The following is a 24,494-nucleotide window of genomic DNA, read 5'->3' as shown; positions in this document are numbered from 1 at the left end:
TTTTGAAAACGCCCGGGTTTCCCCGGGCGCGGTCTTTTATACCAATATTTTTTCTTCGTCTTTTTTCTTCTCTTCATAAACGACGAGTTTGCCGTCATTTTTACTGAGCTGCCGTTTTTTCAGCATGCCCCACAGCTGGATCGCTATGAACATTGAGGAATAAACGCCGCTGACGAGCCCGACAAGCAGTGCGATTGAGAAGTTCAGTATTGCGCTGCTTCCGAACAATACGAGGAATATGACTACGATGATGACCGTCAGCACCGTATTGATGGATCTGGTCAATGTCTGTCTCATTGAGCGGTTGATGATAGTGTCAATCTCCTCATCCGACTTGATGACTTTGACTTTCCTCAGGTTCTCCCGGATGCGGTCGAAACTCACGATCGTATCATTTATCGAATACCCGACGATGGTCAGTACGGCCGCAATGAAAGTAATATCCACTTCGAGCCTCAATATTGAGAACACGGCGACCATGATGAATGCATCATGCATGAGCGCCACGACCGCCGGCAGGGCCATTCTCCATTCGAACCGGATCGACGCATACAGTATGATGCCGACGGAAGCCAATGCAAGTGCGAACATTGCGTTTCTTGCAAGCTCGCGGCCGATGACCGGGCTGACTGTGCTGATCATCGGATCAGCGCCGTAAAGTTCAGCGAACCTTTCCTGCATCCCCGTCACTTCTTCCTGAGACAGGTCCGTATTGTAACGTGCAGTCACTTTATCTTCGCCTGAAGTCGTAATGCTCTCAGGCGGGATGTCCATCGCCTCAAGTTCTTCTTCCACCTGTTCCACTGTGGCAGAACCGTCTGTAGTGATATCCGCCCGTGTACCGCTTGTAAAGTCGATACCAAGGTTTAGTTTGAATATGGACAGTACGATTGCACCGGCAACGATCATTGCGATGCTGACTGCAAAGAATTTTTTATAATGCCTGATGAAATCGAAACGGTCCCATGGCGTCGACAGGTCTTCGATTTCCTTGCCTTCATTGATATCGAACCTGTCTTTTTCACGGATGCCGAACCAGCCGGGTTTCCTGTTGAAGTATCCCGATTTCACGAGCAGTGAAAGCAGGACCCGTGTCAGGAGGACCGCTGTCACGAAACTCATCAGTATGGAAAGGAGCAGCATCGTCGCAAATCCTTTGACGCTGCTCGTCCCGAAGATGAACAGTGCTACACCTGCAATCAATGTTGTAAGGTTGGCATCGACGATCGTCCACAATGACTGGGCGGATGCTTTCTTATATGCTGCTTTGATATTCCGTCCGATGCGGAGTTCGTCCTTGATCCGCTCATACATGATGATATTGGCATCCACTGCCATGCCGACCCCGAGGATCAGGGCTGCAATACCCGGCAGTGTCAGCACACCGCTTATGGTGTTGAACCCTAATACCGTCAAGTAGATATAGACTGTAAGCGTAGCCGCTGCCACCAGTCCCGGCAGACGGTAGAAAGCAATCATGAAGATGAATACCAGTGTCACACCAATGAGCCCGGCCGTCACAGTTTCATCCAGCGCCTGTTCACCGAACTGGGCACCGACGGAGTTGGAATAGATTTCGGTCAGTTCGACCGGCAGAGAGCCTGCATTGAGGAGTGCGGCAATATTTTGTGCGCGCTTCAGGCCCTCTTCTCCGGAAAACCCGCCGGAAATCATGACTTCGGATGAATTGATCGGCCCCGACACGCTTGGTGCAGAGACGAATTTAGGGTTCTCCTTCTGTGCTTCCTCGGCAAAGCTGTCTTCGCCTTCCTCGAAGTCCATCCAGATGACCATCAGATTTTCACCCTGGGGCCTTTGTGAAATTTCTTCAGTGATTTCACGGAATTTGTCGGGATCTTTAAGTTCCAGTGAAACCATCGGATTGCCGGTTTCATCAAAATTCTGGCTGGCACCTCCCTGGACAAGATCCGCTCCGGATAACAGCACGTTATCCTCAACGTCACGGATGGTGAGTTCCGCCTGGGTGCTCAGCAATTCGCGCGCTTCCTGCTGATCTTCGACACCTGCGAGCTGCACGCGTATCCTGTTGTCACTCTCCACTGAAATATTAGGTTCCGATACACCCAGTACATTCACTCTGGATTCAAGGGTGCTCGCAGTGCTCTCCAGTGCAGTATCATCAATTTCATCACCTTCATCAAGCGGCTCCACCTCATAGAGGACTTCGAAACCGCCCTGCAGATCCAGACCGAGATTCACATCTTTCATAACATCTTTAAGAGTAAGACCGATTACTGTAAAAAGGATGACGACTATCATCAGCGCCATTATTATTCTGCTAAATTTTGTTTTCAATGTTACACCTCTGTTTCTACAATTCACCAACGTGTCAATTATACCTATTGTACACTTAAAGTGAAACCAAAAAAAGCTGACACTATTCTGTCAGCTCACGGCATTTATTTTACAATTTCTTTCAGCGCTACACGGTCGAACTTGAGTACTGCTCCGCCCGCATCTTCAGTACGGATGTACATATGCTTTTGGTCGAATGATTCCACTTCACCGTGCATACCGCCAATCGTAATGATCTGGTCGCCTTTTTGCAGATTGTTCTGCATGTTCTGTACGTCTTTCTGTTTCTTCTGTGCCGGACGGATCATCAGGAAATACATTACCAGGATGAGTACCAGGAACGGCAGGATGGCCATGAAAAATTCCATCTGCTAAATCTCTCCTCTTGACTAGAAATTTTTCGGATTTTCAACATTCAATCCATAAGACTCGAAAAATGCTTCTTTAAAATCGAGTAAACTATCATTTAAAATCGCAGTTCGAATATCTTCCATTAATTTTAACAGAAAATACAAGTTATGATAAGTAGTAAGTCTTAATCCGAGGATTTCATCCGTTTTGAATAAATGGCGCAAATACGCTTTCGTATAATTTCTGCATGTGTAGCAGTCGCACTGTGCATCAAGCGGTGTAAAATCTCTCTCGTATATTTTCTTTTTGACCACGACACGGCCTTTTGAGGTCATTGTCGTACCGTTTCTTGCAATCCGTGTCGGCAGGACACAGTCGAACATGTCGACACCGCGGATTACACCTTCAATCAATGCATCCGGAGAACCGACGCCCATCAGATATCTTGGTTTGTCCTCCGGAAGATGAGGGATCGTCTCTTCGAGCGCACGGTACATGATCGGCTTCGGTTCCCCGACAGAAAGACCGCCGATCGAATAGCCGGGGAAGTCCATGGAAACGAGATCTTTCGCACTTTGCGCGCGCAGGTCTGCATACTCTCCGCCCTGTACGATACCGAACAGCGCCTGTGTTTTATCTTTGCCGCTTTTGATATGGTGATTCAGTCCCCGCTCCGCCCACCTTGACGTGCGTTCTATCGAATCCTTCACATATTTGTGTTCGGCAGGGTGGGGCGGGCACTCATCAAATGACATCATGATGTCCGACCCCAGGTCGTGCTGGATATCCATTGCTTTTTCAGGACTCAGGAAAAGTTTGGAGCCGTCCAGATGACTTCTGAAATGGACGCCTTCTTCTTCTATCTTCCTTCTGTCACTCAAGCTGAATACCTGGAAGCCGCCGGAATCGGTCAGGATGGGCTTATCCCAGTTCATGAATTTATGGAGGCCGCCTGCTTCAGCCACGATATCACTGCCCGGTCTGAGCCACAGATGATATGTGTTGCTCAGTATAATCTGGCTGCCGATATCGGCAAGCTCTTCAGGCGTCATCGTCTTAACTGTGGCCAGTGTGCCGACGGGCATGAAAATCGGCGTATCGATCGTGCCGTGCGGTGTATGGAGTCTGCCGAGACGGGCGCCGGTCTGTTTACATGTTTTTATATGTTCATATCTGATTGCCATTAATAATCACCTTCGTAAATAATCATCGCATCGCCAAAACTGAAGAACCTGTATTTTTCGTCCACTGCATGACGGTAGGTTTCCATGATCATATCACGGTTTGCAAATGCGCTGACCAGCATCATCAGTGACGATTTCGGCAGATGGAAATTCGTTATCAGTGCATCAACCGCCCTGTATTCAAATCCCGGATAAATGAAGATGTCCGTGAACCCGCTGGCAGCGCGGAACTCACCATAATCCCGCATGATCGTCTCCAGTGTCCTGGTGCTCGTCGTACCGACGCTGATGATCTTCCGACCGTTTTGACGGGTTTTATTGAGCAGATCCGCCGTTTCTTCATTCATGATATAGAACTCGGAATGCATTTTGTGGTCTTCGATTTCATCCGCACTCACCGGGCGGAATGTCCCAAGACCCACATGCAGTGTAATCGTCGCAATATTAATGCCTTTGTCTTCTATCTCTTTAAGCAGTGCCTCTGTGAAGTGAAGACCGGCAGTCGGTGCAGCAGCCGAACCGCTGTGTCTGGCATACACTGTCTGATATCTTTCCTTGTCATCCAGCGTTTCCTTGATATACGGCGGCAGCGGCATCTCACCCAGTTCGTCGAGTACATTTTCAAGTACGCCGTCATACATGAGTTCCACGTGCCTGATGCCTTCGTCAAAAGTATCCGTACAGACTGCTTTAAGAAGTCCTCCCCCGAACACAATCTTCGTACCGGGCTTCACTCGCTTTGCAGGCTTGATGAGCACTTCATAACCGTTCTCAATCGGTTTCAGCATCAGCATTTCTATCTTCGCACCCGTCTCCGCCTTCACGCCGTAAAGACGCGCCGGAAGCACCCTTGTATCGTTCAATACAAGCGTATCTCCGGCGTCAAGGTAATCGATGATGTCAGTGAAATGCCTGTCTTCTATAGTCCCACCCGTTTTGTCAAGAGCGAGCAGTCTGCTGCCGGAACGGTCGGACAGCGGCGTCTGCGCAATCAATGCTTCCGGTAAATCAAAATCAAATTCATCGAGTTTCAAACCCTATTCCTCATTTCTAAAAATATCGATCTCACTCCGAGATCCAAAATAATCCAAACTTTTAGCGGTTGCCTTGCGTCCTCTCGGTGTCCTTTCCAGAAATCCGCGCTGGATCAGATAGGGTTCGTAAACATCGAGTAACGTCACCACTTCTTCACCGATCGAGACCGCGACCGTTTCGAGGCCGACAGGACCGCCGCCATATGTCTGGATGATGGTATTCATGATGCGGTGGTCGACCGGATCGAGGCCGAGCCCGTCGACTTCAAGCACTTTAAGCGCATGATTCGTCGTTTCAAGCGTAACCGAATCCTCTTTTTTGACGATGGAGAAATCCCTCACCCGCCGGAGCAGACGATTGGCGATGCGGGGCGTCCCCCTCGACCTTTTGGCAAGTTCCAGTGCGCTGTCAGGATCAATTGCAACTTCGAATATGTCCGCTGTGCGGTTGACGATCGTAACAAGGCTGTCCACATCATAATATTCCAGTCTGAGCTGGACGCCGAAACGGTCCCGGAGCGGTGCGGACAGACTGCCGAAACGCGTTGTGGCCCCCACAAGAGTGAACGGCGGCAGGTCGATGCGTATGCTTCTCGCCTCTTCGCCCTTGCCGATGACGACATCCAGGAAGAAATCTTCCATTGCGGAATAAAGGATCTCTTCGACCGCACGGGGCAGACGATGGATCTCATCGATAAAGAGCACGTCCCCGGTATCAAGGCTCGACAGTATCGCAGCCAGGTCCCCCGCCCGCTCAATCGCAGGGCCGGATGTCGTCCGGATATTCACTCCGAGCTCATTCGCAATAATGTTTGATAACGTCGTTTTACCGAGGCCCGGCGGGCCATGCAGAATGACATGATCCAGTGCCTCTTCCCTTATTCTTGCAGCTTCGATAAAAATTTTGAGATTGTCCTTCAGAGTACTCTGTCCTATGTACTGGTGCAAAAGTTCAGGTCTCAGGGACATCTCCACATTTTCTTCTTCATTCATTTGGGATTCATCCAAAATACGCTCATCCATACAAGCACCCCATTACTGTACTAAAAATTTAAGTCCGCTTTTCACTGCATCATCCACAGACTGGATTTCGGTGGTTTTAAGATGCTTTTCTATACGCGTCATTTCCCGCTTCGAGTAGCCGAGCGCCTCGAGTGCAAGAAGCGCCTCGCTGATGTAATGTGCATTGCTGTCTTTCGGTGCTTCTTCCTCAACGGCTTCCCCTGCTGTCAGTTTCCCTTTAAGGTCCAGGATGATCTGGCTTGCAGTCTTTTTGCCGATACCCGGGAATTTCTGCATATAGGCCTGGTCCTCATTTTCAATCGCATTGATGACACCTGCTGGAGACGAAGCTGCAAGTATCGCCATTGCACTCTTCGGTCCGATCCCTGTCACTTTGAGCAGGGACTGGAAAAGAGACTTCTCTTCCATATCTTTGAAACCGTACAGTGTATGGCTGTCTTCCCGCACAATCAGTTCAGTGAAAATCGTCACTTCACTGTCCAATGCCGCTTCGAACCTAAATGGGTTCGGCACATTGATCAAATGGCCGATACCGCCTGTGTCAAGTGTTATATATTGCGGTGTCACTTCTTTGAGCACACCTTTTATATACTGATACATGAAATCACCATCATTCTACAAATTCGAATTCGCCGCCGAGAATCCTTACAGTGTCTCCGGCTTCAATACCTTTTTCCCTTAAAGCATCGTCTATGCCCATCGTGCGCATCTGACGTGCAAAACGGCGTACTGCCGCATCACGGTTGAAGTCCGTCATCTTGAACATCCGTTCAATTGAAGCACCGGACACGACATAGGCGCCGTCATCATCACGCGTAATTTCAAAGGCGTCCCTGTCTTTTTCATGACGATAGACAACCCTCTCGTCTGTGTTTTCCGGAATGACTTCAGCTGCATCCGTCTCTTCGAGCAGATCGGCTACTCTGTACAGGAGTTCATCGAGATTTTTGCGGGTAGCCGCAGAAATGCGGAAGATCTCCTTATCCCCGCCGATTTCCCTCTTAAATCGGTCGAAGACTTCTTCATCCGCAACCAGATCCACTTTATTCAAAACGATGATTTCAGGACGGTGTGTCAGATTTTCATTGTACAGCGCCATCTCATTACGGATCGTTTTATAATCCTCAATGGCGTCACGGCCTTCCGATTCGCTGATGTCAATTACATGGACGATGACCTTCGTCCGTTCAACATGGCGTAAAAACTGATGGCCGAGACCGGTGCCTTCGGATGCACCTTCAATCAGACCGGGCAGATCCGCCATTACGAAAGATCTGCCGTCTTTCGTTTCCACAACACCCAGATTCGGTTTTATCGTCGTGAAAGGATAATTGCCGATTTTGGGTTTCGCTTTTGAGACTGCACTCAGCATTGTGGATTTACCGACGCTCGGGAACCCGACGAGTCCGACATCGGCCATGAGTTTAAGCTCCATAATTACATCGAACTCTTCACCCGGCTCACCGTTCTCGGCAAAGTCGGGAGCCGGATTTCTTGATGTCGCAAAACGGGAGTTGCCGCGTCCGCCGCGTCCGCCTTTTGCAATGACTGCACGCGCCTCATGCTGCGTCAGGTCTGCCAGAGTCTCCTCTGTATCTTTCCTCTTAATCACTGTACCCGGCGGCACTTTTAAAATCAGAGGTTCTGAATTCCTTCCGTGAGCATTCGCGCTCATCCCGTTCTGTCCTCTTGCTGCCTTAAAATGTCTCTGATAGCGGAAATCCATCAAAGTCCGGAGTCCTTCGTCGACCTCGAAAATGATATCTGCCCCATTTCCGCCGTCGCCGCCTGCAGGACCGCCCATCGGTACGTATTTCTCTCTTCTGTATGCAACGATTCCGTTGCCGCCATCTCCGGCTTTCAAGTATATATCAACCTGATCTATGAACATGATTTCACCTCAATTCCTCTGTATTATATCATATCGTATTTTACTCATTTAATGAAAAAGGACATCAGCAGAAGCTGATGCCCGTTAGATAAATTATTTAGCTTCCTGATAGACGGAAACACGTTTTTTATCTTTACCGTAGCGCTCGAATTTTACAACGCCGTCGATTTTGGCGAATAATGTATCATCGCCACCGCGTCCCACGTTTTCGCCCGGGTGGACTTTAGTACCACGCTGACGGAAAAGGATTGAACCGCCTGTTACGAACTGGCCGTCCTGTCTTTTGACGCCAAGACGTTTGGATTCTGAATCACGTCCGTTCCTTGTGGAACCAACACCCTTTTTGGATGCGAAAAACTGAAGATTGAGTTTAAGCATTGCTTTCACCTCACTTATATACAAGTCTGATATGTTCGCCGTATTCTTCTTCAATCGTTTTTAATGATATGATCATGCCCTCCAAAAGAACCTGCATCTTCTCATCCGCCGGATCCGGCGCTATGAAACTGAAGTAGCCTGTATCCTCATCCATTTCTATGGAAGGATCGGCACCGGTCATATTGATGATTGCATTTACAGATCCGAATACAACTGCCGAAGCGCCTGCACATACAAGATCTTTACCGTGTTCATCGAACATGGCGTGACCCGACATGTCAAAGGACTCAACCTGACCTTCGTCGTTGATATTTATGGATACATTAATCATTACGCTTCAATCTTTCCGATTGTGAGCTTCGTATATGGCTGACGATGTCCCTGTTTACGGGAGTAGTTCTTTCTGCGTTTGAATTTAACAACAGTGATCTTCTTGCCGCGGCCATGTTTTTCTACTTTAGCGGAAACAGTCGCGCCTTCTACAGTCGGAGCACCAACTTTAACAGAATCGCCACCGACAAAGAGTACTTTGTCAAAAGTGAATGTATCGCCTTCATCTGCGTTCAATTTCTCAACGTAGATTGTTTGGCCTTCTTCAACTTTCAACTGTTTACCACCAGTTTCGATGATTGCAAACATACTTACACCTCCTGATTTAATAAGACACGCCATTTACAGGTGGACACATGTCGCTTTAACCCGTAATTGTGCGGTTGATGTCTACAAATTCATCAACTACTGCATTATACCAAGCGGTATAAAAGGTGTCAATATTTAGATTGCAGGTTGTTTCTGACTTTCGAGGTCTTCAGGGCTGTCACAAATACAAAAAAGAAGAGCAGCGCATTCAAAAGCAGGCTCGGGGCTGCCCTCAGTGCCAAATAATCGAAAATCGGCATATATACAAGATCAAGCAGCCTGTAAATGAAATATATATATGTTTCGTAAAGGAATGTGAGCAGCAGGATGACGAATGCCATCGCTACAAAATCCTTATAGAACACCCGGAAAGCCGTATGCATGAAAGCCACAAAGGCCACCATGCCGAAAGAATGGATGCCATAGACCGAACCGATATAGACATCCAGCATCAGACCGAAGACGATTCCGATGAATGCACTCATCGACGGGCTCACATAGATCGAGATCAGCAGGACAAACATCAGCAGCAGCCTCGATACAAAATAAACTTCGAGACCGCTGATCGTGACCGGGCTGAATTCCGCGAATAAAAAATCAAGGTACATGAACAAAAGGGAGAACAGGAAGATAATGATCGCTTTCATATTAATCCTCCGTCGATTCCGGACTGCGCTTCAGGACGAACACCGTATCGATATCGTCCACATTGCTCTTCAGCTGGACGTATGCATTCTGACTCAGTCCGTACTCATCATTTTCCACTTCCACTACAGTCCCGATAATGAGCCCTTCAGGGAAATCGCCGACGAGTCCGCTTGTGAAGACTTCATCCCCTTTTTCAAGGCCGCTCCTGTTTTTGATATTCTCCACAACAAGAAGATTGCGTTCATTGTCATACCTGCTGACATTTCCGTATACAGGTGTATCATCATGCATGATTTCAACAGAGAGATTGTTCTGGGATACAGAAGTGGTAAGCATTTCTATGTAACTGGATCCGCCGTTGGCACGTCTTACTGTACCAATCAGTCCTTCAGTCGTCATTACCGCCATGCCTTCTGTAAGGCCGTCCTTCTCCCCTTTATCTATGGTAAAGCTGTTCAGCCACTGGTCCGGCGAACGGGAAATCACACGGGCCGCAGTCGTATCATATTCCCTTTTGGAACTGACATCGAGCGCTTCCCGGAGTTCTTCATTTTCAGCTTCCAGCCGTTCTATATCCGCTTCCATCTGCGGGAGCATATCAAGTTTTGCCTTCAGTTTTTCGTTTTCCTCTATGGCACCAAAACTTTTGCTGATGGTGGAGAAAATGCTGCTGACGAAATTGAGGGGGGCACCGATCACTGTCTGGGTACCGGCTGTCGCATCAGCGGTGAACTGTTCAGCTTTGGTTGTCGAATCCCTGTCACCCATCGAGAATCCGATCAGAAGAATGAGTACTATGATGCCGAATAGTATCATCAGCATCTTATTTCGGTTGAAAAGCTTATTCACAGTAAGGCGCCTCCATAATCCATTATATCTGATTAAAAGAATACCACATCCGGATCATTTTTTTAAAGCATATACAAAAAAGATAGAGAGGCCGGAGCCTCTCTATCACAGATAAGATAATAATATATATGATATCTAGAACAGGATTGAACCCAAGTTCTATCAAAGGCCTGATTCAACGATGATGAGTCGGAAAATCTACCCTTTTATGTCGATTTCGTTACATTTATAATGGTACATGTTATGCCGGAATGTTTCAAGGGCATTTCGCAGAAATTTTACAAAAAGATTACTGCCACATTCCTTTAATGCTGTTAAAACGCTCTATGACGGACTTCAGGGTTTCGTCATCCACAGCGAGTGAAATCCGGATATAATTGCGGCCGCGCGTCCCAAAAGGTATGCCGGGCGTGACAAGTATCGACTTCTCCCTTATGAGGAAGTCTGTAAAACTTTCCCCATCATGGCCTTCCGGCACCCGGATCCAGCCAAATATACCGCCTTTCACAGGGTTCAGCGGGATACCCGATTGCGCGAAAGCTTTTTCAATAATATTTCTTCTTTTCTGAAACTTCACGTGTTGTACAGGAAGTATTTCCTCTTCATGCTGTAACGCCGTTATGGAAGCATCCTGCAGCACTCCCCACATGCCCGCCTGGGTGTGGTCCTGGTAAATATTGAGGGATTCGACCATCTCCCTGTTGCCGACGGCAAAACCGACTCTGAATCCGGACATGTTGAATCCTTTCGACAAGGAATAGATTTCCATCGAACATTCCAGGGACGGATCACTTTCCAGTATGCTCGGATGTTTTTCGTCAAATGAGAATGCAGCATATGCGAAATCATGGACGATTCTGGTTTTCGTTTCTTTGAATCTCTCCACTGTGGCATCAAAGAATTCTTTAGTGGCCACCGCACCCAGAGGATTCGAAGGATAGTTCAGATAGATCAGTCTCGCATTTGAAACTTCCTCTTCATCCAGTGAATCATAATCAGGCAGAAAGTCGTTTTCCGCAAGAAGCGGCAGATCATACACTTCACCGCGCGCAAGTCTGACACCTGCATAATAATCCGGATATCCCGGATTGGGCAGATAGACTCCCTCCCCCGGCTCTATGAATGTCATCGGAAACTGGACCAGCCCGTTTTTCGTCCCGTACAGCAGCGCGATGTTCTCTTCGCCGAGTTCAACATCATATCTATTTTTATAGAAGCGTATGATTGCATCCTTGAAAGACTGCTTGCCCCGGAATACACCATACTTCTGGTTTTCGGGCAGATACACTGATTCAGTGACGGCTTCTTTTATGCTGTCCGGTGTCTCCCCGTCCGGAATGCCGACAGCCAGGTTCAGAAGCGGCAGCTTGCCGATATCAAGTTTTTTGGACATGGCACTGCCGAAATAGCTCGGCGGAATGCTGCTTAACAGTTTATTGGCCATTTAAAATCTCTCCGGTTTATCGAATCCCTGGAACTCTTCGTCGATCGTCTGCTTGAAGTGTTCGGACTCCACTGCCTTAATCAGATCATCTGCCATCTTGCTGTTTTCATCTTCCGCATTGATGACAATCTGATTCCGGAAGTTTTCATTCATTACTTCGAGCTGCAGGGCGTCCGCCAGATTCATGCCGCTTGCCAGAGCGTAGTTGCCCGGCACCAGGGAAAGACCGATCTGATCGACACTCCTCGGCAGCTGTCCCGAATCCTGGAAGACGAATTCCAGGTTTTTATTGTTTTGGGTAATGTCTGCTTCCTCTATGGCCAGCATGTTTGCATCTTCGGCAATTTCAATCAGGCCGGCGTCTTCAAGTGTCTGGAATCCTCTTGAAGAGTTGACCGGATCCAGCGGCAATGCAACTTCACTGCCGTTCTCAATGGCCTCCAATGATTCAAACTGGCTCGAGTAAAGCCCCATCGGTGCTGTCGGCACCTGAATCAGATTTAACAGATCCGTCCCATTTTCCTTATTGAAATCCTTCATAAATGACACATTCTGATACAGGTTCGCATCCAGGTCGCCATTGTGCAGCGCATTATTAGGCTGGATATAGTCTGTGTATTCAACAATTTCAACGGTATAGCCCTGTTCTTCGAGCGCCGGTTTCAGGGCCAGATTCACCATGTCACTGTAAGGACCTGAGGAGGCGCCGATCGTGATGACTTCCCCCTCATCTTCATAGAGGAGTACGCTGGTCACTATGATGATCGCCAGAGTCATTCCCAAAAATGTAAATATTCCGCGCATCTATCTCCCCTCCTGTCTTTGGCTCAGATAGTCGCCAATAATCTGAATGAGCTGAACAATTATAATCAGTACAACAACAGTCGCCACCATCGTTACCGTGTCGTATCTGTAGTAACCATAGCGGATGGCAAGGTCTCCGATGCCTCCGCCGCCGACAACTCCGGCTGTCGCACTGAATGCAACCACAGAAATGATCGTCAGGGTGATCGCCTGGGTGATGCCGCGCTTCGCTTCCGGAATCAATACATCCGTGATGATGAGGAACAAAGAAGCTCCGCCCGCAATACTCGCTTCTATGACGCCTTTATCGATGCCGTTAAAGCTTGTTTCAACCAGTCTTGCGAATAAAGGTATTGAAGCGATGGACAGTGCCACACTTGCAAAAACCGGGCCATGTGAACTGTTCGTCAGCCATGTCGCAAGCGGCATGATCGCGACGATCAGAATGATGAACGGGAAAGATCTGATGACGTTTGTCAGTGCGCCGAGAAATGCATTCAGCGGCTTTATCTTAAACAATAGAGGATTCGCCGTAATATAAAGCAGTATCCCGAGAGGAAGACCGATCAGTACCGCGAAGAATATTGAGATGGAGACCATCAGCGTCGTCTCCAGCAATGCCTTATACAAAAGTGGAGAAATTTCAACCAGTCTATTCATAAATTTCAGCCTCCTCTATACCTTTGGACTCTTCGATGAACCGCTTTAATTTACCGATTTCTCCGCTCCCGCCCTGGACGTGGAGCATAAGGAAACCAAGCGGCATGTCGTTGATGTATTCGATGCGGCCGTTCAAAATGCTGATTTCCAGATCAAAATGACGATAAAGCTGATTCACATAATTGGCTTCTGCATTTTCATTTAAAAATTTGATGGTGATCACCCGGGACTGATCCGTTTCCACTATATGCGGAGGGATGACAAAATCATAAATGTCCTGGACGAACCCCTGCGTCACTTTATGTTCCGGATGACTGAATATATTATATACATCATTGGTTTCAATGATTTCGCCGTCCGACATTACACCGACACGGTCCGCCACTTCTTTGATGACCTCCATTTCATGGGTGATGAGGACAATCGTTATTCCCAGGTTTTTGTTGATCTTCCTGAGCAGCTTAAGTATATTTTTCGTCGTATCGGGATCAAGCGCACTGGTCGCTTCGTCACACAGCAGGACTTCCGGATCATTCGCCAGCGCCCGTGCGATACCGACCCGCTGCTTCTGTCCGCCGCTCAGGTTTCCAGGAAATGAATGCACTTTATCCGACAGCCCGACCAATTCCAGCAGTTCTGCCACCCTGCTTTTCACCTGATGCCGGTCGAACTTACTGGCTTTCAGGACAAACTCGATATTTTCATACACCGTCTTCGATTCAATCAGATTGAACTGCTGGAAGATCATCCCGATTTTCTGCCTTTTGATACGCAGCTCTTTCTCAGACAGCCTGTCAAGTGCCACACCGTTAACCGTAATGCTGCCGGTCGTTGGCCGCTCAAGCAGATTGATCAGCCGGAGCAGTGTGCTTTTTCCTGCACCACTGAAACCGATGAGGCCGAAAATCTCTCCGTCATTGATGATCAGATCTGTCGGCTTCAATGCTTCCACTTTCCTGCCCTTCACCTCAAATGTTTTAGATACATCTTTTAACTCAATGCCCATTCAAACCCTCCATTCCTAATAAAATAACCACCTGCCGAAATGATCGGCAAATGGTTATTAAGATTTCATCTCTCAAGCCGCTGCCTGCAGGATTTAGCACAGTACTCCGCAGAGTCCGCTGCTGAAGTTTCATCGGGCCTGATCCCTCCACTTCTCTGGATAAATAAATTATTTGATTGTTCTTAACTTTAGAGCAACCCATTCGAAAAGTCAATACACTATACAGGTGTTCCTGTCACCTGCATCTCATACATTTTGGCATAGTTCTTTTTATCCTGCATCAGCTTTTCGTGATTGCCCTGTTCGACAATCCTGCCGTCATCAAGCATTAAAATCTGATCGGCGTGCTGCACTGTAGACAGCCTGTGGGCGATGATGAAAGTGGTCCTGTCCCGGCTGACAACTTTCATCGCATGCTGGATCATCTGCTCCGTCTCAGAATCAATATTGCTTGTCGCTTCATCAAGCACAAGCACTTTCGGATTGAAAGCAAGAGCCCGGGCAAATGAAATCAGTTGCCGTTCACCAAGCGAAAGTGTCGATCCCCGCTCGGTAAGCTCACTGTGTATGCCCGCGTCCATCCTGTCCATCAGATGCTCTCCGCCCACGCTGACGAGGGCAGCCCTGGCATCTTCTTCACTGATGTCTTTATTATTGAGACGGATATTATACAGAAGTGAACCGCTGTAAATGAACGGATCCTGCAGCACGATGGACATCTTGCTTCTGAGTGACTGCCTGGAAATATCTTTTATATTCCTGCCGTCAAAGAGGATTTCGCCATCCGCCGGATCATAGAACCGCATCAGCAGATTGATGATTGAGCTTTTACCCGAGCCGGTATGGCCGACCAATGCAACAGTCTCTCCCGTGGCAACATTGATATTGATATCCTCCAGAACTTTTTCTTTTCCATCATATGAGAAACCGACATTTTTAAATTGAATTGACCCGCTGAAATTTTCAAGTCTTCCATTGTCATCCGGTTCTTCTTTGGCATCCAGCAGCTCGAATACTTTTACTGCCGCTACGCGCGCTTCTTCGAAAATATTGAGCTGTCCGATGATGTTATAGAGAGGATTGAAGAACCTTGTAATATAATCCACCAGCACATACATCGTTCCGACCGACAGTGCCTGCGTATCATTCAGAAAACCGGACGCAAAAATATACACCATGACAGCAAAGATCAGTGACCTGAAACTTTCCAGAAGATTTTCCCCTGTTGCACTTTCCAGATTGATGAGCCGTTTTGAATTTTTTACATAATTGTCATTCAACGCCCCGAATTCTTCCTCTATCTGTGCTTCCCTGTTGAAAATCTGGATAATCGGCATGCCATTGATCGATTCATTGATCATGGCATTCATATCACTGTTCCGCTCCCTTTTATTATGGTTGTAATCATTGGAATATTTCCTGTAGAGAATCATCCACAATATCACAAGCGGGATGAAAATCAGCATCATCAGCCCTGTCCACAGATTGATGGTGAAAATGATTACGGTAATCGCACCCACCGTCAGCGCACTGACCATGAACATGGGCAGGACGATACTGAACATCTGAAGGATGGATTCGGTATCATTGGTAATCCTCGCCACCACTTTACCGGCAGGCAGATCATCAAAATATCTGATCGGCAATTTTTGCACATGCCGGAAAATATCATTTCTCATATTTTGGACGACGAGTGCCCCCGACTTCTGCAGTATCACCGTCTGATAATAGCTGAAGATTGCATGAAGGACTTTTATGAAGAAGAAAAGCCCGAGAAGCTGGAAAATCGGCGTCAGTTCGATTGAATTGCCGCCAACCTTGATATGGTTATCCAAGATCAGCATTGCAATGAAAGGCCCCAGAAGCTCAAAACCGACCATCAGTATCATCAGGACAATTCCTGTGATGAACAACCATTTGTAAACAAGCGCATATTGCAGTAATCTTTTTAATTCTTCCATCAGGAAACACCTCCCGTCTGGTAATACATGCTTTGTGTACTGTACCAGCCATTGTTCTGCATAAGCTCTGTGTGGGTGCCGATTTCTGCGATTTCACCGTCATCCATGACGATGATGATATCTGCATGCGTGATTGCAGATAATCTGTGTGTAACGATGATCGTCGTTTTCCCTTTTCTGCTCTCCCTGATGTTATCAATGATCCTCTTTTCAGTTTTAGCATCCACTGCACTCAGTGCATCATCCAGTATCATTATGTCAGGGTTCTTGATCAGACTCCTCGCAATGGATATCCTCTGCTTCTGCCCGCCGGAGAGGGCAATACCTTTTTCACCGACCATCGTGCCGAGGCCTTCAGGCATCCGCTTCAGATCAGAATCAAATGCACTCAGCCTGATTGCTTCCATCAGTTCTTCGTCAGTGGCCTCCGGCTTCCCGAATCTGATGTTCTGTTCGACAGTCCTTGAAAACAGGATGTTTTCCTGTGAGACATAGCCGATCTTTTCACGCAGCTGCACCCTGCTGAGTTCTGCAACATCCATGCCGTCAATGATCAGGCGTCCTTCCCCGCCAGGATAGTATTTCAAAAGCTGTTTGATCAATGTCGTCTTTCCGCTTCCTGTCTTCCCTGCGATTCCGAGTGTCTGCCCGGACTCCAATTCGATATTTATACTCTTAAGGTTTTGACAGGTGCTCAGCGGATAGGTGAATGAAACATCATCGAAGTTCATATCAGTATCCTGAACAATCAAGCTACCGTCATCATTTACATCATCCTCCGTCTCCAGCACAGTGTCTATCCGTGTCAGAGACGCATTGCCGCGCTGCAGGATATTGAACAGCATGCCGAGCGCAAACATCGGCCAGACCAGCATATTAAGATAGATGTTGAATGTGACAATGTCGCCGACGGTGATGACACCCCGGTTGGCGAGTACCGCACCATAGCCGAATGCCACCATGAAACTTATCATCGTCACTATGATGGTCAACGGCTGGAACAGTGCATCGAGACGCTCCACCTTCATGAACTTGTTGAGGTAGCTGTCTGTCATCCCCTTAAATCTTTCACCTTCCGGCTCTTCCTGTACATAACTTCGTGTGAGCCGGACACCTTCAACCACTTCAAGCACAGAATCATTCATATGGCTGAACGCTTCCTGACTCTCCTTATGCGCCGCATTGATCTTTCGGCCAAGCTTCGCCTCAATCACAGCAAGCAGCGGCAGGGGGAGCAGCGCATAAAAAGTGAGCTCCCATGATACCGTAATGCCCATCGCCAGAATGATTGTCCCCATGAAAGTCGTCGAATCGATGAGAGTGAGCACACCCCAGGCTGTCGCCTGGTGTACACTCCTAAGATCATTCGTAGCACGTGCCATAAGGTCACCGGTTTTATTCTTCTCAAAAAAACTCGGAGACATCATCAGGAATTTACGCATCAGTTTCATGCGGATGATACTTTCAATTTTAACTGCACCGCCGATCAGCAGGTACTGCCACAGAAAACCGCCGGTGTAACTCAGCAGGATGACCGCAGCAAAAATGGAGATCAGCTGCCACATGAGCATTGTCGTAATCTCTCCTGTACTGATAAAATCAATCGCCCTTCCGATCAACTGTGCCGGAATTACTTCCAGTACATTGACGATCAGCAAAACCAGAAGGATCGATATATAGCGTCCCTTGTTTTCTTTAAAAAACCACTTCAATTTAAATAAAAATTCAAACATGATTAACCACCCTGTCCCCAATCAGGGTTCTTATCTTCTCCTACCGCCGATAAAACCCCTTGGTTTTCATTGTTGTCGCATAGTCTTCTGGCGCATTTTCAAACTGACTTTCCAACTCAATTATTGACATATCAAGTCATCCCCTTTGAATTCAGAATTTTCTTAAAAATAACGATAAAAAAAGTGCGCACTATTTTGTGCACACAGAAAAATCGCATAAAAATAGAGAGGCTTCAAGCCTCCCTAACACAGATAAAAAATAATATATATGATATCTAGAGCAAGTTTATGATGAATAATCAGGCTCTATCAAAGGAGGCACCGTTATGAAGTTGGGTATATAAAACTTTAGCTGAGTTAATCATCAGGTTGTCCTCCTTGTTATGTTATTTTTAAGACATGTTCATCATATCGTAATAAATTTCGGTTATCAACATATTTTACAAATGTTACACCTCTGTAATATTATTGTAATAAAAATCCGCTCAAACACACCCTCTGAAAAAGAGCAGTCATTTATAATACAATGGAAATACCATAGAAGGAGGCTTCCCCCATGAATATTTTACTCTTAGGCGCCACCGGCCGGGTCGGCAGCCACATACTCGAATTTGCACTTGGTGAGGGGCATCATGTTAAAGTACTGGTGCGTAATCCAGAGAATATGCAGACGGATAATAAAAATCTGGATGTGACCGAAGGAAATGTTTTAAATGAAATGGATATACAAAACGCAATAAAAGGAACAGATTTGGTAATCAGCGCACTCGGGACAGACGGCACCACCACTCTCACAGACAGCATGCCTTTAATCATCCGCACGATGAAAGAGGAAGATATAAAACGCATCATTACTATCGGGACAGCCGGTATACTCCAGAGCCGGACGGAACCGGAAATACTGCGCTATCAGTCAAGCGAATCAAAACGCAAAACAACAAGGGCTGCGGAAGAACACCACAAAGTCTATGAGCTGCTTGAAGACTCAGGGCTCGATTGGACAATCGTCTGTCCGACTTATCTTCCCGACGGCGCACATACAGGGGAGTACCGCGTAGAAAGAGATTATCTGCCGGAAGAAGGGAAAATGATCTCCGTACCGGATACAGCAGAATTTGCGTTCAGTCAGGTAGAAGATGACAATTATGTAAAATCGCGGGTGGGCATAGCCTATTAGAAAATAATGAAAGAGTACTATATATATTTAAAAAGTAACACTCAATTTACTCTCGTGAACATTTCATATATAATAAAATAAAAATTACTTTTTACAATTTGAATGAAATACTATAGATTTTTTCGCATCGATTTTACTTAGCTGGTTATATGGGAGGTGAAAATATGAAGTCATATTGGCTGAACATTCCTGTAAAAGACGTACAGGCATCCATGGAGTTCTTCGGGAAAATCGGCTTTGACGTAAATCCTGGCAAAGATGAAACTCTTGCACAGGTTCTGGTCGGTGAGCAGCCGATACTGTTGTTCAGGGAAGATGTCCTACAGTCCTTCATAGGCGGAGAGCTCGCTGACACCAGCGCTGGAAATGAATTTGTAGTCTCTTTCAATATGGAAACCAACGAAGAAGTCGATGAACTCTGCAGAAAAATCACCTTGAACGGCGGATCAGTACTGGAAGGACCCGCTGTCATCAGAGGCTACTACGGTTGTCTGTTCACTGATCCGGACGGACATAAGTACAATGTGATTGTCATGTGATATTAAATTTATCATGTCAACCGACAGACTATAAAGTTTAAAAAGTAAGAAAGGCTGCGGACCGTACCGGGTACTGATAGATTTAATAGAAAGGAAGCAAATCTATATTAAATAGAGTTTGCTCCCTTTTCATTGCCCATATATACATCTGGACTTATTTAGTTTTTAATTATTAATATATTTTTCGAAAATCTCACCGTAATCCTGTTTCTGATATTGTTCATAGGTGTTCTTGTACCAGTCGAAGCTGAACTCTGTTAAAGCTTTGTACTGATCTGCAGTATTCTCTTCACCAAGTCGTGCATTCTGAAGAATTTGTACCGCTTTATCCAAACTCTGTTCAGCATGTCTGCTGATAATTTTATTTTCATAAGACTGTTCTGAAATGAACAGGAGTGCTTTATAAAGATCCTTCAGACGCTCGATTTCGTTCTTCTGGACATCGATGACGAAAGGCACATTGCCCATGTTAAAATTAATCTGTATGTCGATATCAATAGTACCGGCAGTTTCAAGCAGAACATTATTCACTTCAAACTGAGTATAAGGATAACGCTTCAGTGTACGTTTGGAGGAAGTTGCTTTTTCTCCATCCACATGAATAATGGCGAGATTAGTAAAGCAGTACTCATCCATTTTAGTTTTAATCAGGAAATAAATTTTTTCATCATCTTCATGTCTTACATAATCATCCGCATCCGTCTGATCATAATCCTGTGGATCGATAATTTTACCGATATCGGATAAACCGAGGGCATCTGAAGCCATTTTCTTAAACATAGAAACTCCCTTTCAATGAAAGATTTTATTATTTCAAGATAAGTATAACAATACTGGCGAAAACAATGCGAGAGATATATTGCGTTCCTTACCAGTCTGAAGTGAAATAGAGCTTATATCTGCTGTGATCTATGAACTTCGCATGATAAAAATCACTTGCTGCCTGATGCACATAAGCATGATATATCTGATCGTATTTATATGAACCGAAAAAAGGCCCTGGAAATGTAGGCATCAAAAGATGTGCTTTTTCAGGTTGGTGTCGTATTTCGTTAAGTATCAGATATATTTCATTCACTATTTCATAGGTCAGTTCAATTTTTCCACAGTTTTCAAGTTCATATTGTTTAACAAAGTACCCTTGCAATGCATTAAACTTCCTGTAATAGCTGTACTCGATAATTTCATCGGTCTCTTTATCCTCTAGATAAATATACATATCTAAGCCCATTCTCTTCCCCCTATTTTATATAGTTCATTTCCTTTAAACTGATATATTTTCCAGAGCCTATTATTATATGATCCAGAAAATCTACACCTATGATATCCCCGCACTCATGCAATCTCTTGGTTACCTCAATATCTTCTCTTGATGGAGAGGGATCGCCGCTTGGATGATTGTGAACACATATAATGGCAGCAGCACTTCTTTTTACTGCTTCTTTATAAATTTCTCTTGGATGAACAATAGAGCTGTTCAATGAACCTTTGAACATAGTTTCCTGATGAATAATCATATTTTTAGTGGAAAGAAACAATACAACGAAATGCTCCTGCTGATAATATCTGAGTTTCTCCATAAGCAAATTACATACATCATCTGGACTTTTAATATACACGTCCTCTTCCAGGGAATGCGTATGCATTCTTATCGCGATTTCTATAACTGCGAGAATTGTAATCGCTTTGGCAGCGCCAATCCCTTTTATTTGGATCAATTCCTGGTATGTCAGGTTCCGCAGCTCGCGTATTGATTTCATATCTTTAATAATTCTATTTGCAACAGTAATGCTGGATTCGTCCCTGCTTCCTGTATTTATTATTATCGCCAGCAATTCTTGATTTGTGAGTTTATCTGGACCGTATGTCATAAGTCTCTCGCGCGGTTTATCAGATGTATGCATTTCTTTGATCATCATTGTTATAAAAATCCTCCGTAATATATCTGATTAAAATCTTCATACAAAAAGAAACATAGAACTGCAGCATTTGCGATGAAGGGTACAAGCGGTATTTTTTCATTTTTATGTTCTTTATATAAATTGATCATAATAACAAATAGTCCACCTATTATATAAGTAAGCAAAATTGTATAGATGAAGAAGTTGACAGGAGTAATCAAAGTGATGACAGTGAATAATTTTATATCCCCATATCCAATTGAGTCAGAAAAAAGAATGTAAATTACATGCAGAATAAGGATAACAATGATATCTCTGACAGGCTCTATATAATATAAATCTGTCAAGTACAGACCCGTAAATAAAAACAGCAGGTTCATATGATTCGGTATAGTCAACGTATTAAAATCATAGAATGAAAGAGGAACTAAGAGAGAGACAAGCAGATAATATAATGTATAATCTGATAGTCCTAAATCAAAGAATAAAGGCATAACAAAAAGAACAATTACAATGATTTCGCACATCGGATAACTAAGGTCGATTTTTCGTCTGCAATACTTACATCTTCCTCTGAGTAATAAATAACTGATTACTGGTATAAGATGATGCCATCTCAAATTTCCATTACATGAATCACATTGGCTTCTTCTATAAATAAAATTAATGTTCTTCATAGAAGTTGCAGCATATAGGAACGATGCAATTACTCCACCCAGCATAATTATTGCCAGCATGTTATCCCCTCCATATCATTTCAAACTTATAATAATAGACTTTAAAATTGTTGTAAAAATGCAATAACATAATATTTGGAGTTTAACTGGCTTTTAAATTAAAAACTGCATAAAAAAACAGTACAGAATTGGAATATCTGCACTGGTACTATTAAAATTATACTTATTTAGAGATTTAATCGAAAAATTGATTCAAGACTTATGAAAATGAATAGAAAAATAATAGTATAGAAAATATTGTTACACAAATCTCTTAAAACCCCGTAATTTTTTTGCTCAATTTTATCCCTATTGTATAAAATAGATTAACATTCTTCATTCTCTAAAAAATACTGAGAATAGGCCATAGGATCCGCCTGGTTCTATGGCACTAATTTATATAGTAGAAGTGAAAATCAGGCAAACTGGAGCATAGTTTCACGCCCTTTAAATACGTTCTAACCATCTGGTGATGCATTATCTTGCACCACCACCGCCTCCGCCACCAGCTCCCGCACCGCCGCCGGCACCGGTTGCGCCTCCACTGCCTGAGGCTGCAGATGAGCTGAAACCACCCTGACCGAGTCCTTTCGACCAGCTCTGGCTGACCATATGCGGTCCGTAATAGTAATGCATGTATGCAGGATATGCGTCACTCCTGTCTTCCGGAGTTAACTTGGAAAGATATTTTTTGACAGCATGGTCTTCGCCAACTAGTACGCTCCATATCATATGCTGTCTGTAGTCAGCATTTTTATGAATGCGGCCGTAGTCCTCTTTCAGGTAATTCTTATACTGTGTCAGATGATCCAGGAGTTTCTCCGTAGGAATCATGAGCGGTACCGTAATGCCGAATATCTTCTCGGTATCATATTTGAGACAGCCGTTCTCCTGCAGCCGATAAGCAGAGTACTTTTCAATCTTATCGGCAACCTTACTCACTGCTTTCGCGTTTTTCTTCGACCATTTTGTAAGTCTTTCCTCATTGATTCGACCGCCATCATCTGCCGCTTCAATGAGCATCCGCCATAGAAGCGGTTCATAACCGTCTTCCCCGAGCTCCATATCCTTCAATTGATCGCTGAATTCTTTGAAAGTGTATGAATCAGGTTCGTCCATTGTATGATAATCACGAATGAAGATTTCAGTTGTACCTTTATCAAGTTTCTTATCCGGGTCACTGTCGATTTCGATAGTGATATTCCCTTCGTTTGTCCACTTCATCAAGTACGCCTGGAATATTTCCTCGAAACCACCCATATGAAGATGTTTCAGAATCATTGCGATAGCTGCATAATCATCAATTTCCGGTGGCATGGCTGCTTCGTGGTCTTTATTCCTTCTGTTGATAGCAGCAGCCGAATCGATATGACCGGCTTTTGACATCCTGGAAGTAAATCGTTTTACGATTAAGATCAGTGCAAGGCCAACGGCAAAAATGCCTCCGACGATTGAACCGATGGCCCAGCCGCTCAGACTCCCGTCATCATATATGGAGCCGTCTTTCGCCGCTTCAGCTTCTGACGCGAGTGTGCCATCATCTGTCACACTTGTATTATAAGTACCTTCTGCGAAATGCATCAGCAGCACAGCATCGTTTGCATCCGTCAGTGTTTCTTCCGCATTCCATGTAATACCGTCACCCGAACGGTTGATGTCGCCTTCGAAGCCAAATCCCCAGAACCGCATGTCTTCGCCAAGCGGCACTTCAGATGTCACATTCATGGTGAAATCTTCTGTGGGAAGATCACTGAACGTATCAAAGTTCCAATACAGTGACTGTCCGTCCTCGAGATTTCTGACAACATTTTCAAGCGTGTAATTGACAACATATGTCTGTTCGCCATACTCACCGATGCCCCAAACGAGCTCGATGCCGTCATCAGTCTCTATGACCCCATATTTGCCGGCTTTCTCTTCAAGTTCCGCATCCTGATCCCAATCTGTTTCTTCAGTGTATCCCTCAACAGAAAAATCCGTAACTTCGACTTCACCCATGTCCTCTTCATTGAAGGTCATATAATTTTCCGTGCCTTCCGTCATTTCCGCTTTACGTGTTTCTGTCACACTCACAGAGCCGTCCTCATTGATGTGGATATCCAATTCCAAATTGTTGATTTCATTCGCTTCAGCACTTTGTCCGAATGCCAGGACTGCTGTAAGAGCCATGAGTATGGTAAACAGATGCTTCATCGTCTCTTCCCCTTTTTAAGTATATTATATGTATTTTTCCCTGCTTT

Annotated in this window: 25 protein-coding genes, 1 riboswitch and 1 other annotated feature; of the genes, 2 read left to right on the top strand and 23 right to left on the bottom strand. The window is 45.3% G+C overall.

From position 1 onward, the window contains the following. Positions 1–36: 36 nt before the first annotated feature. From secDF to BM271_RS02485, 18 genes are all read right to left on the bottom strand, one after another. Positions 37–2,316, bottom strand: a complete 2,280-nt coding sequence (gene secDF, locus BM271_RS02570; protein ID WP_074924527.1) for a protein translocase subunit SecDF — start codon at positions 2,314–2,316, stop codon at positions 37–39. 104 nt (positions 2,317–2,420) lie between these two features. Beyond that, the gene (gene yajC / locus BM271_RS02565; RefSeq protein ID WP_046790077.1) at positions 2,421–2,684 is read right to left on the bottom strand and encodes a preprotein translocase subunit YajC; all 264 of its coding nucleotides are present in this window, start codon (positions 2,682–2,684) and stop codon (positions 2,421–2,423) included. A gap of 21 nt (positions 2,685–2,705) precedes the next feature. Further along, complete coding sequence (gene tgt / locus BM271_RS02560) at positions 2,706–3,851, bottom strand: tRNA guanosine(34) transglycosylase Tgt (protein WP_046790076.1); 1,146 nt, start codon at positions 3,849–3,851, stop codon at positions 2,706–2,708. Further along, complete coding sequence (gene queA, locus BM271_RS02555) at positions 3,851–4,885, bottom strand: tRNA preQ1(34) S-adenosylmethionine ribosyltransferase-isomerase QueA (RefSeq protein WP_046790075.1); 1,035 nt, start codon at positions 4,883–4,885, stop codon at positions 3,851–3,853. The genes tgt and queA overlap by 1 nt, the downstream gene beginning before the upstream one ends. Positions 4,886–4,888: 3 nt before the next feature. Beyond that, the gene (gene ruvB, locus BM271_RS02550) at positions 4,889–5,908 is read right to left on the bottom strand and encodes a Holliday junction branch migration DNA helicase RuvB (protein ID WP_046790074.1); all 1,020 of its coding nucleotides are present in this window, start codon (positions 5,906–5,908) and stop codon (positions 4,889–4,891) included. Positions 5,909–5,920: 12 nt separating this feature from the next. After that, positions 5,921–6,508 (bottom strand): Holliday junction branch migration protein RuvA, encoded by a 588-nt coding sequence (ruvA, locus tag BM271_RS02545; RefSeq protein WP_046790073.1) that lies wholly within the window; start codon positions 6,506–6,508, stop codon positions 5,921–5,923. 10 nt (positions 6,509–6,518) lie between these two features. Further along, entirely contained in the window at positions 6,519–7,799 is a 1,281-nt protein-coding gene (obgE, locus tag BM271_RS02540) for a GTPase ObgE (RefSeq protein WP_046790072.1), read from the bottom strand. Between the two features lie 93 nt (positions 7,800–7,892). Further along, positions 7,893–8,177, bottom strand: a complete 285-nt coding sequence (rpmA, locus tag BM271_RS02535) for a 50S ribosomal protein L27 (protein ID WP_046790071.1) — start codon at positions 8,175–8,177, stop codon at positions 7,893–7,895. Positions 8,178–8,187: 10 nt separating this feature from the next. After that, positions 8,188–8,508 (bottom strand): ribosomal-processing cysteine protease Prp, encoded by a 321-nt coding sequence (locus BM271_RS02530; RefSeq protein WP_046790070.1) that lies wholly within the window; start codon positions 8,506–8,508, stop codon positions 8,188–8,190. Continuing rightward, a complete protein-coding gene (gene rplU / locus BM271_RS02525; protein WP_046790069.1) occupies positions 8,508–8,816 on the bottom strand; it encodes a 50S ribosomal protein L21 in 309 nt (102 codons plus the stop codon). The genes BM271_RS02530 and rplU overlap by 1 nt, the downstream gene beginning before the upstream one ends. 12 nt (positions 8,817–8,828) lie before the next feature. After that, positions 8,829–8,902 (bottom strand) — a sequence feature (ribosomal protein L21 leader region). Between the two features lie 42 nt (positions 8,903–8,944). Then, on the bottom strand, positions 8,945–9,463 hold the full coding sequence (mreD, locus tag BM271_RS02520) for a rod shape-determining protein MreD (RefSeq protein WP_046790068.1): 519 nt from the start codon (positions 9,461–9,463) through the stop codon (positions 8,945–8,947). 1 nt (position 9,464) lies between these two features. Continuing rightward, entirely contained in the window at positions 9,465–10,313 is an 849-nt protein-coding gene (mreC, locus tag BM271_RS02515) for a rod shape-determining protein MreC (RefSeq protein WP_046790067.1), read from the bottom strand. 289 nt (positions 10,314–10,602) lie between these two features. Further along, entirely contained in the window at positions 10,603–11,757 is a 1,155-nt protein-coding gene (locus tag BM271_RS02510; protein WP_046790066.1) for an aminotransferase class I/II-fold pyridoxal phosphate-dependent enzyme, read from the bottom strand. Beyond that, on the bottom strand, positions 11,758–12,561 hold the full coding sequence (locus tag BM271_RS02505) for a MetQ/NlpA family ABC transporter substrate-binding protein (RefSeq protein ID WP_052749843.1): 804 nt from the start codon (positions 12,559–12,561) through the stop codon (positions 11,758–11,760). Further along, positions 12,562–13,221 carry a methionine ABC transporter permease gene (locus BM271_RS02500; protein ID WP_046790065.1) on the bottom strand — a complete coding sequence of 220 codons (660 nt, stop codon included), beginning with the start codon at positions 13,219–13,221 and terminating at the stop codon, positions 12,562–12,564. Continuing rightward, positions 13,214–14,227, bottom strand: a complete 1,014-nt coding sequence (locus BM271_RS02495) for a methionine ABC transporter ATP-binding protein (protein ID WP_046790064.1) — start codon at positions 14,225–14,227, stop codon at positions 13,214–13,216. The genes BM271_RS02500 and BM271_RS02495 overlap by 8 nt, the downstream gene beginning before the upstream one ends. Positions 14,228–14,289: 62 nt before the next feature. Beyond that, positions 14,290–14,393, bottom strand: a riboswitch (SAM riboswitch). Positions 14,394–14,445: 52 nt separating this feature from the next. Beyond that, a complete protein-coding gene (locus tag BM271_RS02490; RefSeq protein WP_046790063.1) occupies positions 14,446–16,188 on the bottom strand; it encodes an ABC transporter ATP-binding protein in 1,743 nt (580 codons plus the stop codon). Continuing rightward, the gene (locus tag BM271_RS02485; RefSeq protein ID WP_046790062.1) at positions 16,188–17,921 is read right to left on the bottom strand and encodes an ABC transporter ATP-binding protein; all 1,734 of its coding nucleotides are present in this window, start codon (positions 17,919–17,921) and stop codon (positions 16,188–16,190) included. Before BM271_RS02485 ends, BM271_RS02490 begins: the two co-directional genes overlap by 1 nt. A gap of 556 nt (positions 17,922–18,477) precedes the next feature. Here BM271_RS02485 and BM271_RS02480 point away from each other — a divergent pair. Both BM271_RS02480 and BM271_RS02475 read left to right on the top strand, forming a co-directional pair. Beyond that, the gene (locus BM271_RS02480) at positions 18,478–19,098 is read left to right on the top strand and encodes an NAD(P)-dependent oxidoreductase (RefSeq protein WP_046790061.1); all 621 of its coding nucleotides are present in this window, start codon (positions 18,478–18,480) and stop codon (positions 19,096–19,098) included. 164 nt (positions 19,099–19,262) lie between these two features. Then, the gene (locus BM271_RS02475) at positions 19,263–19,637 is read left to right on the top strand and encodes a VOC family protein (protein WP_046790060.1); all 375 of its coding nucleotides are present in this window, start codon (positions 19,263–19,265) and stop codon (positions 19,635–19,637) included. Positions 19,638–19,802: 165 nt separating this feature from the next. On the opposite strand, the gene BM271_RS02470 is transcribed toward BM271_RS02475, so the two are convergent. The 5 genes from BM271_RS02470 to BM271_RS02450 all read right to left on the bottom strand — a co-directional run bounded on the left by BM271_RS02470 (position 19,803) and on the right by BM271_RS02450 (position 24,447). Next, positions 19,803–20,417: a PH domain-containing protein gene (locus BM271_RS02470; protein ID WP_046790059.1), complete on the bottom strand. Its 615-nt coding sequence runs from the start codon at positions 20,415–20,417 to the stop codon at positions 19,803–19,805. A gap of 88 nt (positions 20,418–20,505) precedes the next feature. After that, positions 20,506–20,868 carry a hypothetical protein gene (locus tag BM271_RS02465; protein ID WP_046790058.1) on the bottom strand — a complete coding sequence of 121 codons (363 nt, stop codon included), beginning with the start codon at positions 20,866–20,868 and terminating at the stop codon, positions 20,506–20,508. 10 nt (positions 20,869–20,878) lie between these two features. Continuing rightward, entirely contained in the window at positions 20,879–21,556 is a 678-nt protein-coding gene (gene radC / locus BM271_RS02460) for a RadC family protein (RefSeq protein ID WP_046790057.1), read from the bottom strand. 2 nt (positions 21,557–21,558) lie between these two features. Then, positions 21,559–22,275: a prepilin peptidase gene (locus tag BM271_RS02455; RefSeq protein WP_046790056.1), complete on the bottom strand. Its 717-nt coding sequence runs from the start codon at positions 22,273–22,275 to the stop codon at positions 21,559–21,561. A 456-nt stretch (positions 22,276–22,731) separates the two neighbouring features. Further along, complete coding sequence (locus BM271_RS02450; protein WP_046790055.1) at positions 22,732–24,447, bottom strand: DUF2207 domain-containing protein; 1,716 nt, start codon at positions 24,445–24,447, stop codon at positions 22,732–22,734. Between the last annotated feature and the right edge of the window lie 47 nt (positions 24,448–24,494).

Origin of the sequence: Salinicoccus halodurans (assembly GCF_900114445.1) — a bacterium.
In the GTDB taxonomy this organism is placed as follows: Bacteria; Bacillota; Bacilli; order Staphylococcales; family Salinicoccaceae; genus Salinicoccus; species Salinicoccus halodurans.
Note: the sequence above shows the minus strand (reverse complement) of the source record. Positions and strands in the feature narration are given on the sequence as shown.

Bases quoted from the DNA above. Each gene is read 5' to 3' on its own strand.
- yajC (WP_046790077.1), bottom strand. From the start codon at position 2,684: ATGGAATTTTTCATGGCCATCCTGCCGTTCCTGGTACTCATCCTGGTA.
- tgt (WP_046790076.1), bottom strand. From the start codon at position 3,851: ATGGCAATCAGATATGAACATATAAAAACATGTAAACAGACCGGCGCC.
- ruvB (WP_046790074.1), bottom strand. From the start codon at position 5,908: ATGGATGAGCGTATTTTGGATGAATCCCAAATGAATGAAGAAGAAAAT.
- ruvA (WP_046790073.1), bottom strand. From the start codon at position 6,508: ATGTATCAGTATATAAAAGGTGTGCTCAAAGAAGTGACACCGCAATAT.
- obgE (WP_046790072.1), bottom strand. From the start codon at position 7,799: ATGTTCATAGATCAGGTTGATATATACTTGAAAGCCGGAGATGGCGGC.
- rpmA (WP_046790071.1), bottom strand. From the start codon at position 8,177: ATGCTTAAACTCAATCTTCAGTTTTTCGCATCCAAAAAGGGTGTTGGT.
- BM271_RS02530 (WP_046790070.1), bottom strand. From the start codon at position 8,508: ATGATTAATGTATCCATAAATATCAACGACGAAGGTCAGGTTGAGTCC.
- rplU (WP_046790069.1), bottom strand. From the start codon at position 8,816: ATGTTTGCAATCATCGAAACTGGTGGTAAACAGTTGAAAGTTGAAGAA.
- mreD (WP_046790068.1), bottom strand. From the start codon at position 9,463: ATGAAAGCGATCATTATCTTCCTGTTCTCCCTTTTGTTCATGTACCTT.
- BM271_RS02510 (WP_046790066.1), bottom strand. From the start codon at position 11,757: ATGGCCAATAAACTGTTAAGCAGCATTCCGCCGAGCTATTTCGGCAGT.
- BM271_RS02505 (WP_052749843.1), bottom strand. From the start codon at position 12,561: ATGCGCGGAATATTTACATTTTTGGGAATGACTCTGGCGATCATCATA.
- BM271_RS02500 (WP_046790065.1), bottom strand. From the start codon at position 13,221: ATGAATAGACTGGTTGAAATTTCTCCACTTTTGTATAAGGCATTGCTG.
- BM271_RS02495 (WP_046790064.1), bottom strand. From the start codon at position 14,227: ATGGGCATTGAGTTAAAAGATGTATCTAAAACATTTGAGGTGAAGGGC.
- BM271_RS02490 (WP_046790063.1), bottom strand. From the start codon at position 16,188: ATGGAAGAATTAAAAAGATTACTGCAATATGCGCTTGTTTACAAATGG.
- BM271_RS02485 (WP_046790062.1), bottom strand. From the start codon at position 17,921: ATGTTTGAATTTTTATTTAAATTGAAGTGGTTTTTTAAAGAAAACAAG.
- BM271_RS02480 (WP_046790061.1), top strand. From the start codon at position 18,478: ATGAATATTTTACTCTTAGGCGCCACCGGCCGGGTCGGCAGCCACATA.
- BM271_RS02475 (WP_046790060.1), top strand. From the start codon at position 19,263: ATGAAGTCATATTGGCTGAACATTCCTGTAAAAGACGTACAGGCATCC.
- BM271_RS02470 (WP_046790059.1), bottom strand. From the start codon at position 20,417: ATGTTTAAGAAAATGGCTTCAGATGCCCTCGGTTTATCCGATATCGGT.
- BM271_RS02465 (WP_046790058.1), bottom strand. From the start codon at position 20,868: ATGGGCTTAGATATGTATATTTATCTAGAGGATAAAGAGACCGATGAA.
- radC (WP_046790057.1), bottom strand. From the start codon at position 21,556: ATGATGATCAAAGAAATGCATACATCTGATAAACCGCGCGAGAGACTT.
- BM271_RS02455 (WP_046790056.1), bottom strand. From the start codon at position 22,275: ATGCTGGCAATAATTATGCTGGGTGGAGTAATTGCATCGTTCCTATAT.
- BM271_RS02450 (WP_046790055.1), bottom strand. From the start codon at position 24,447: ATGAAGCATCTGTTTACCATACTCATGGCTCTTACAGCAGTCCTGGCA.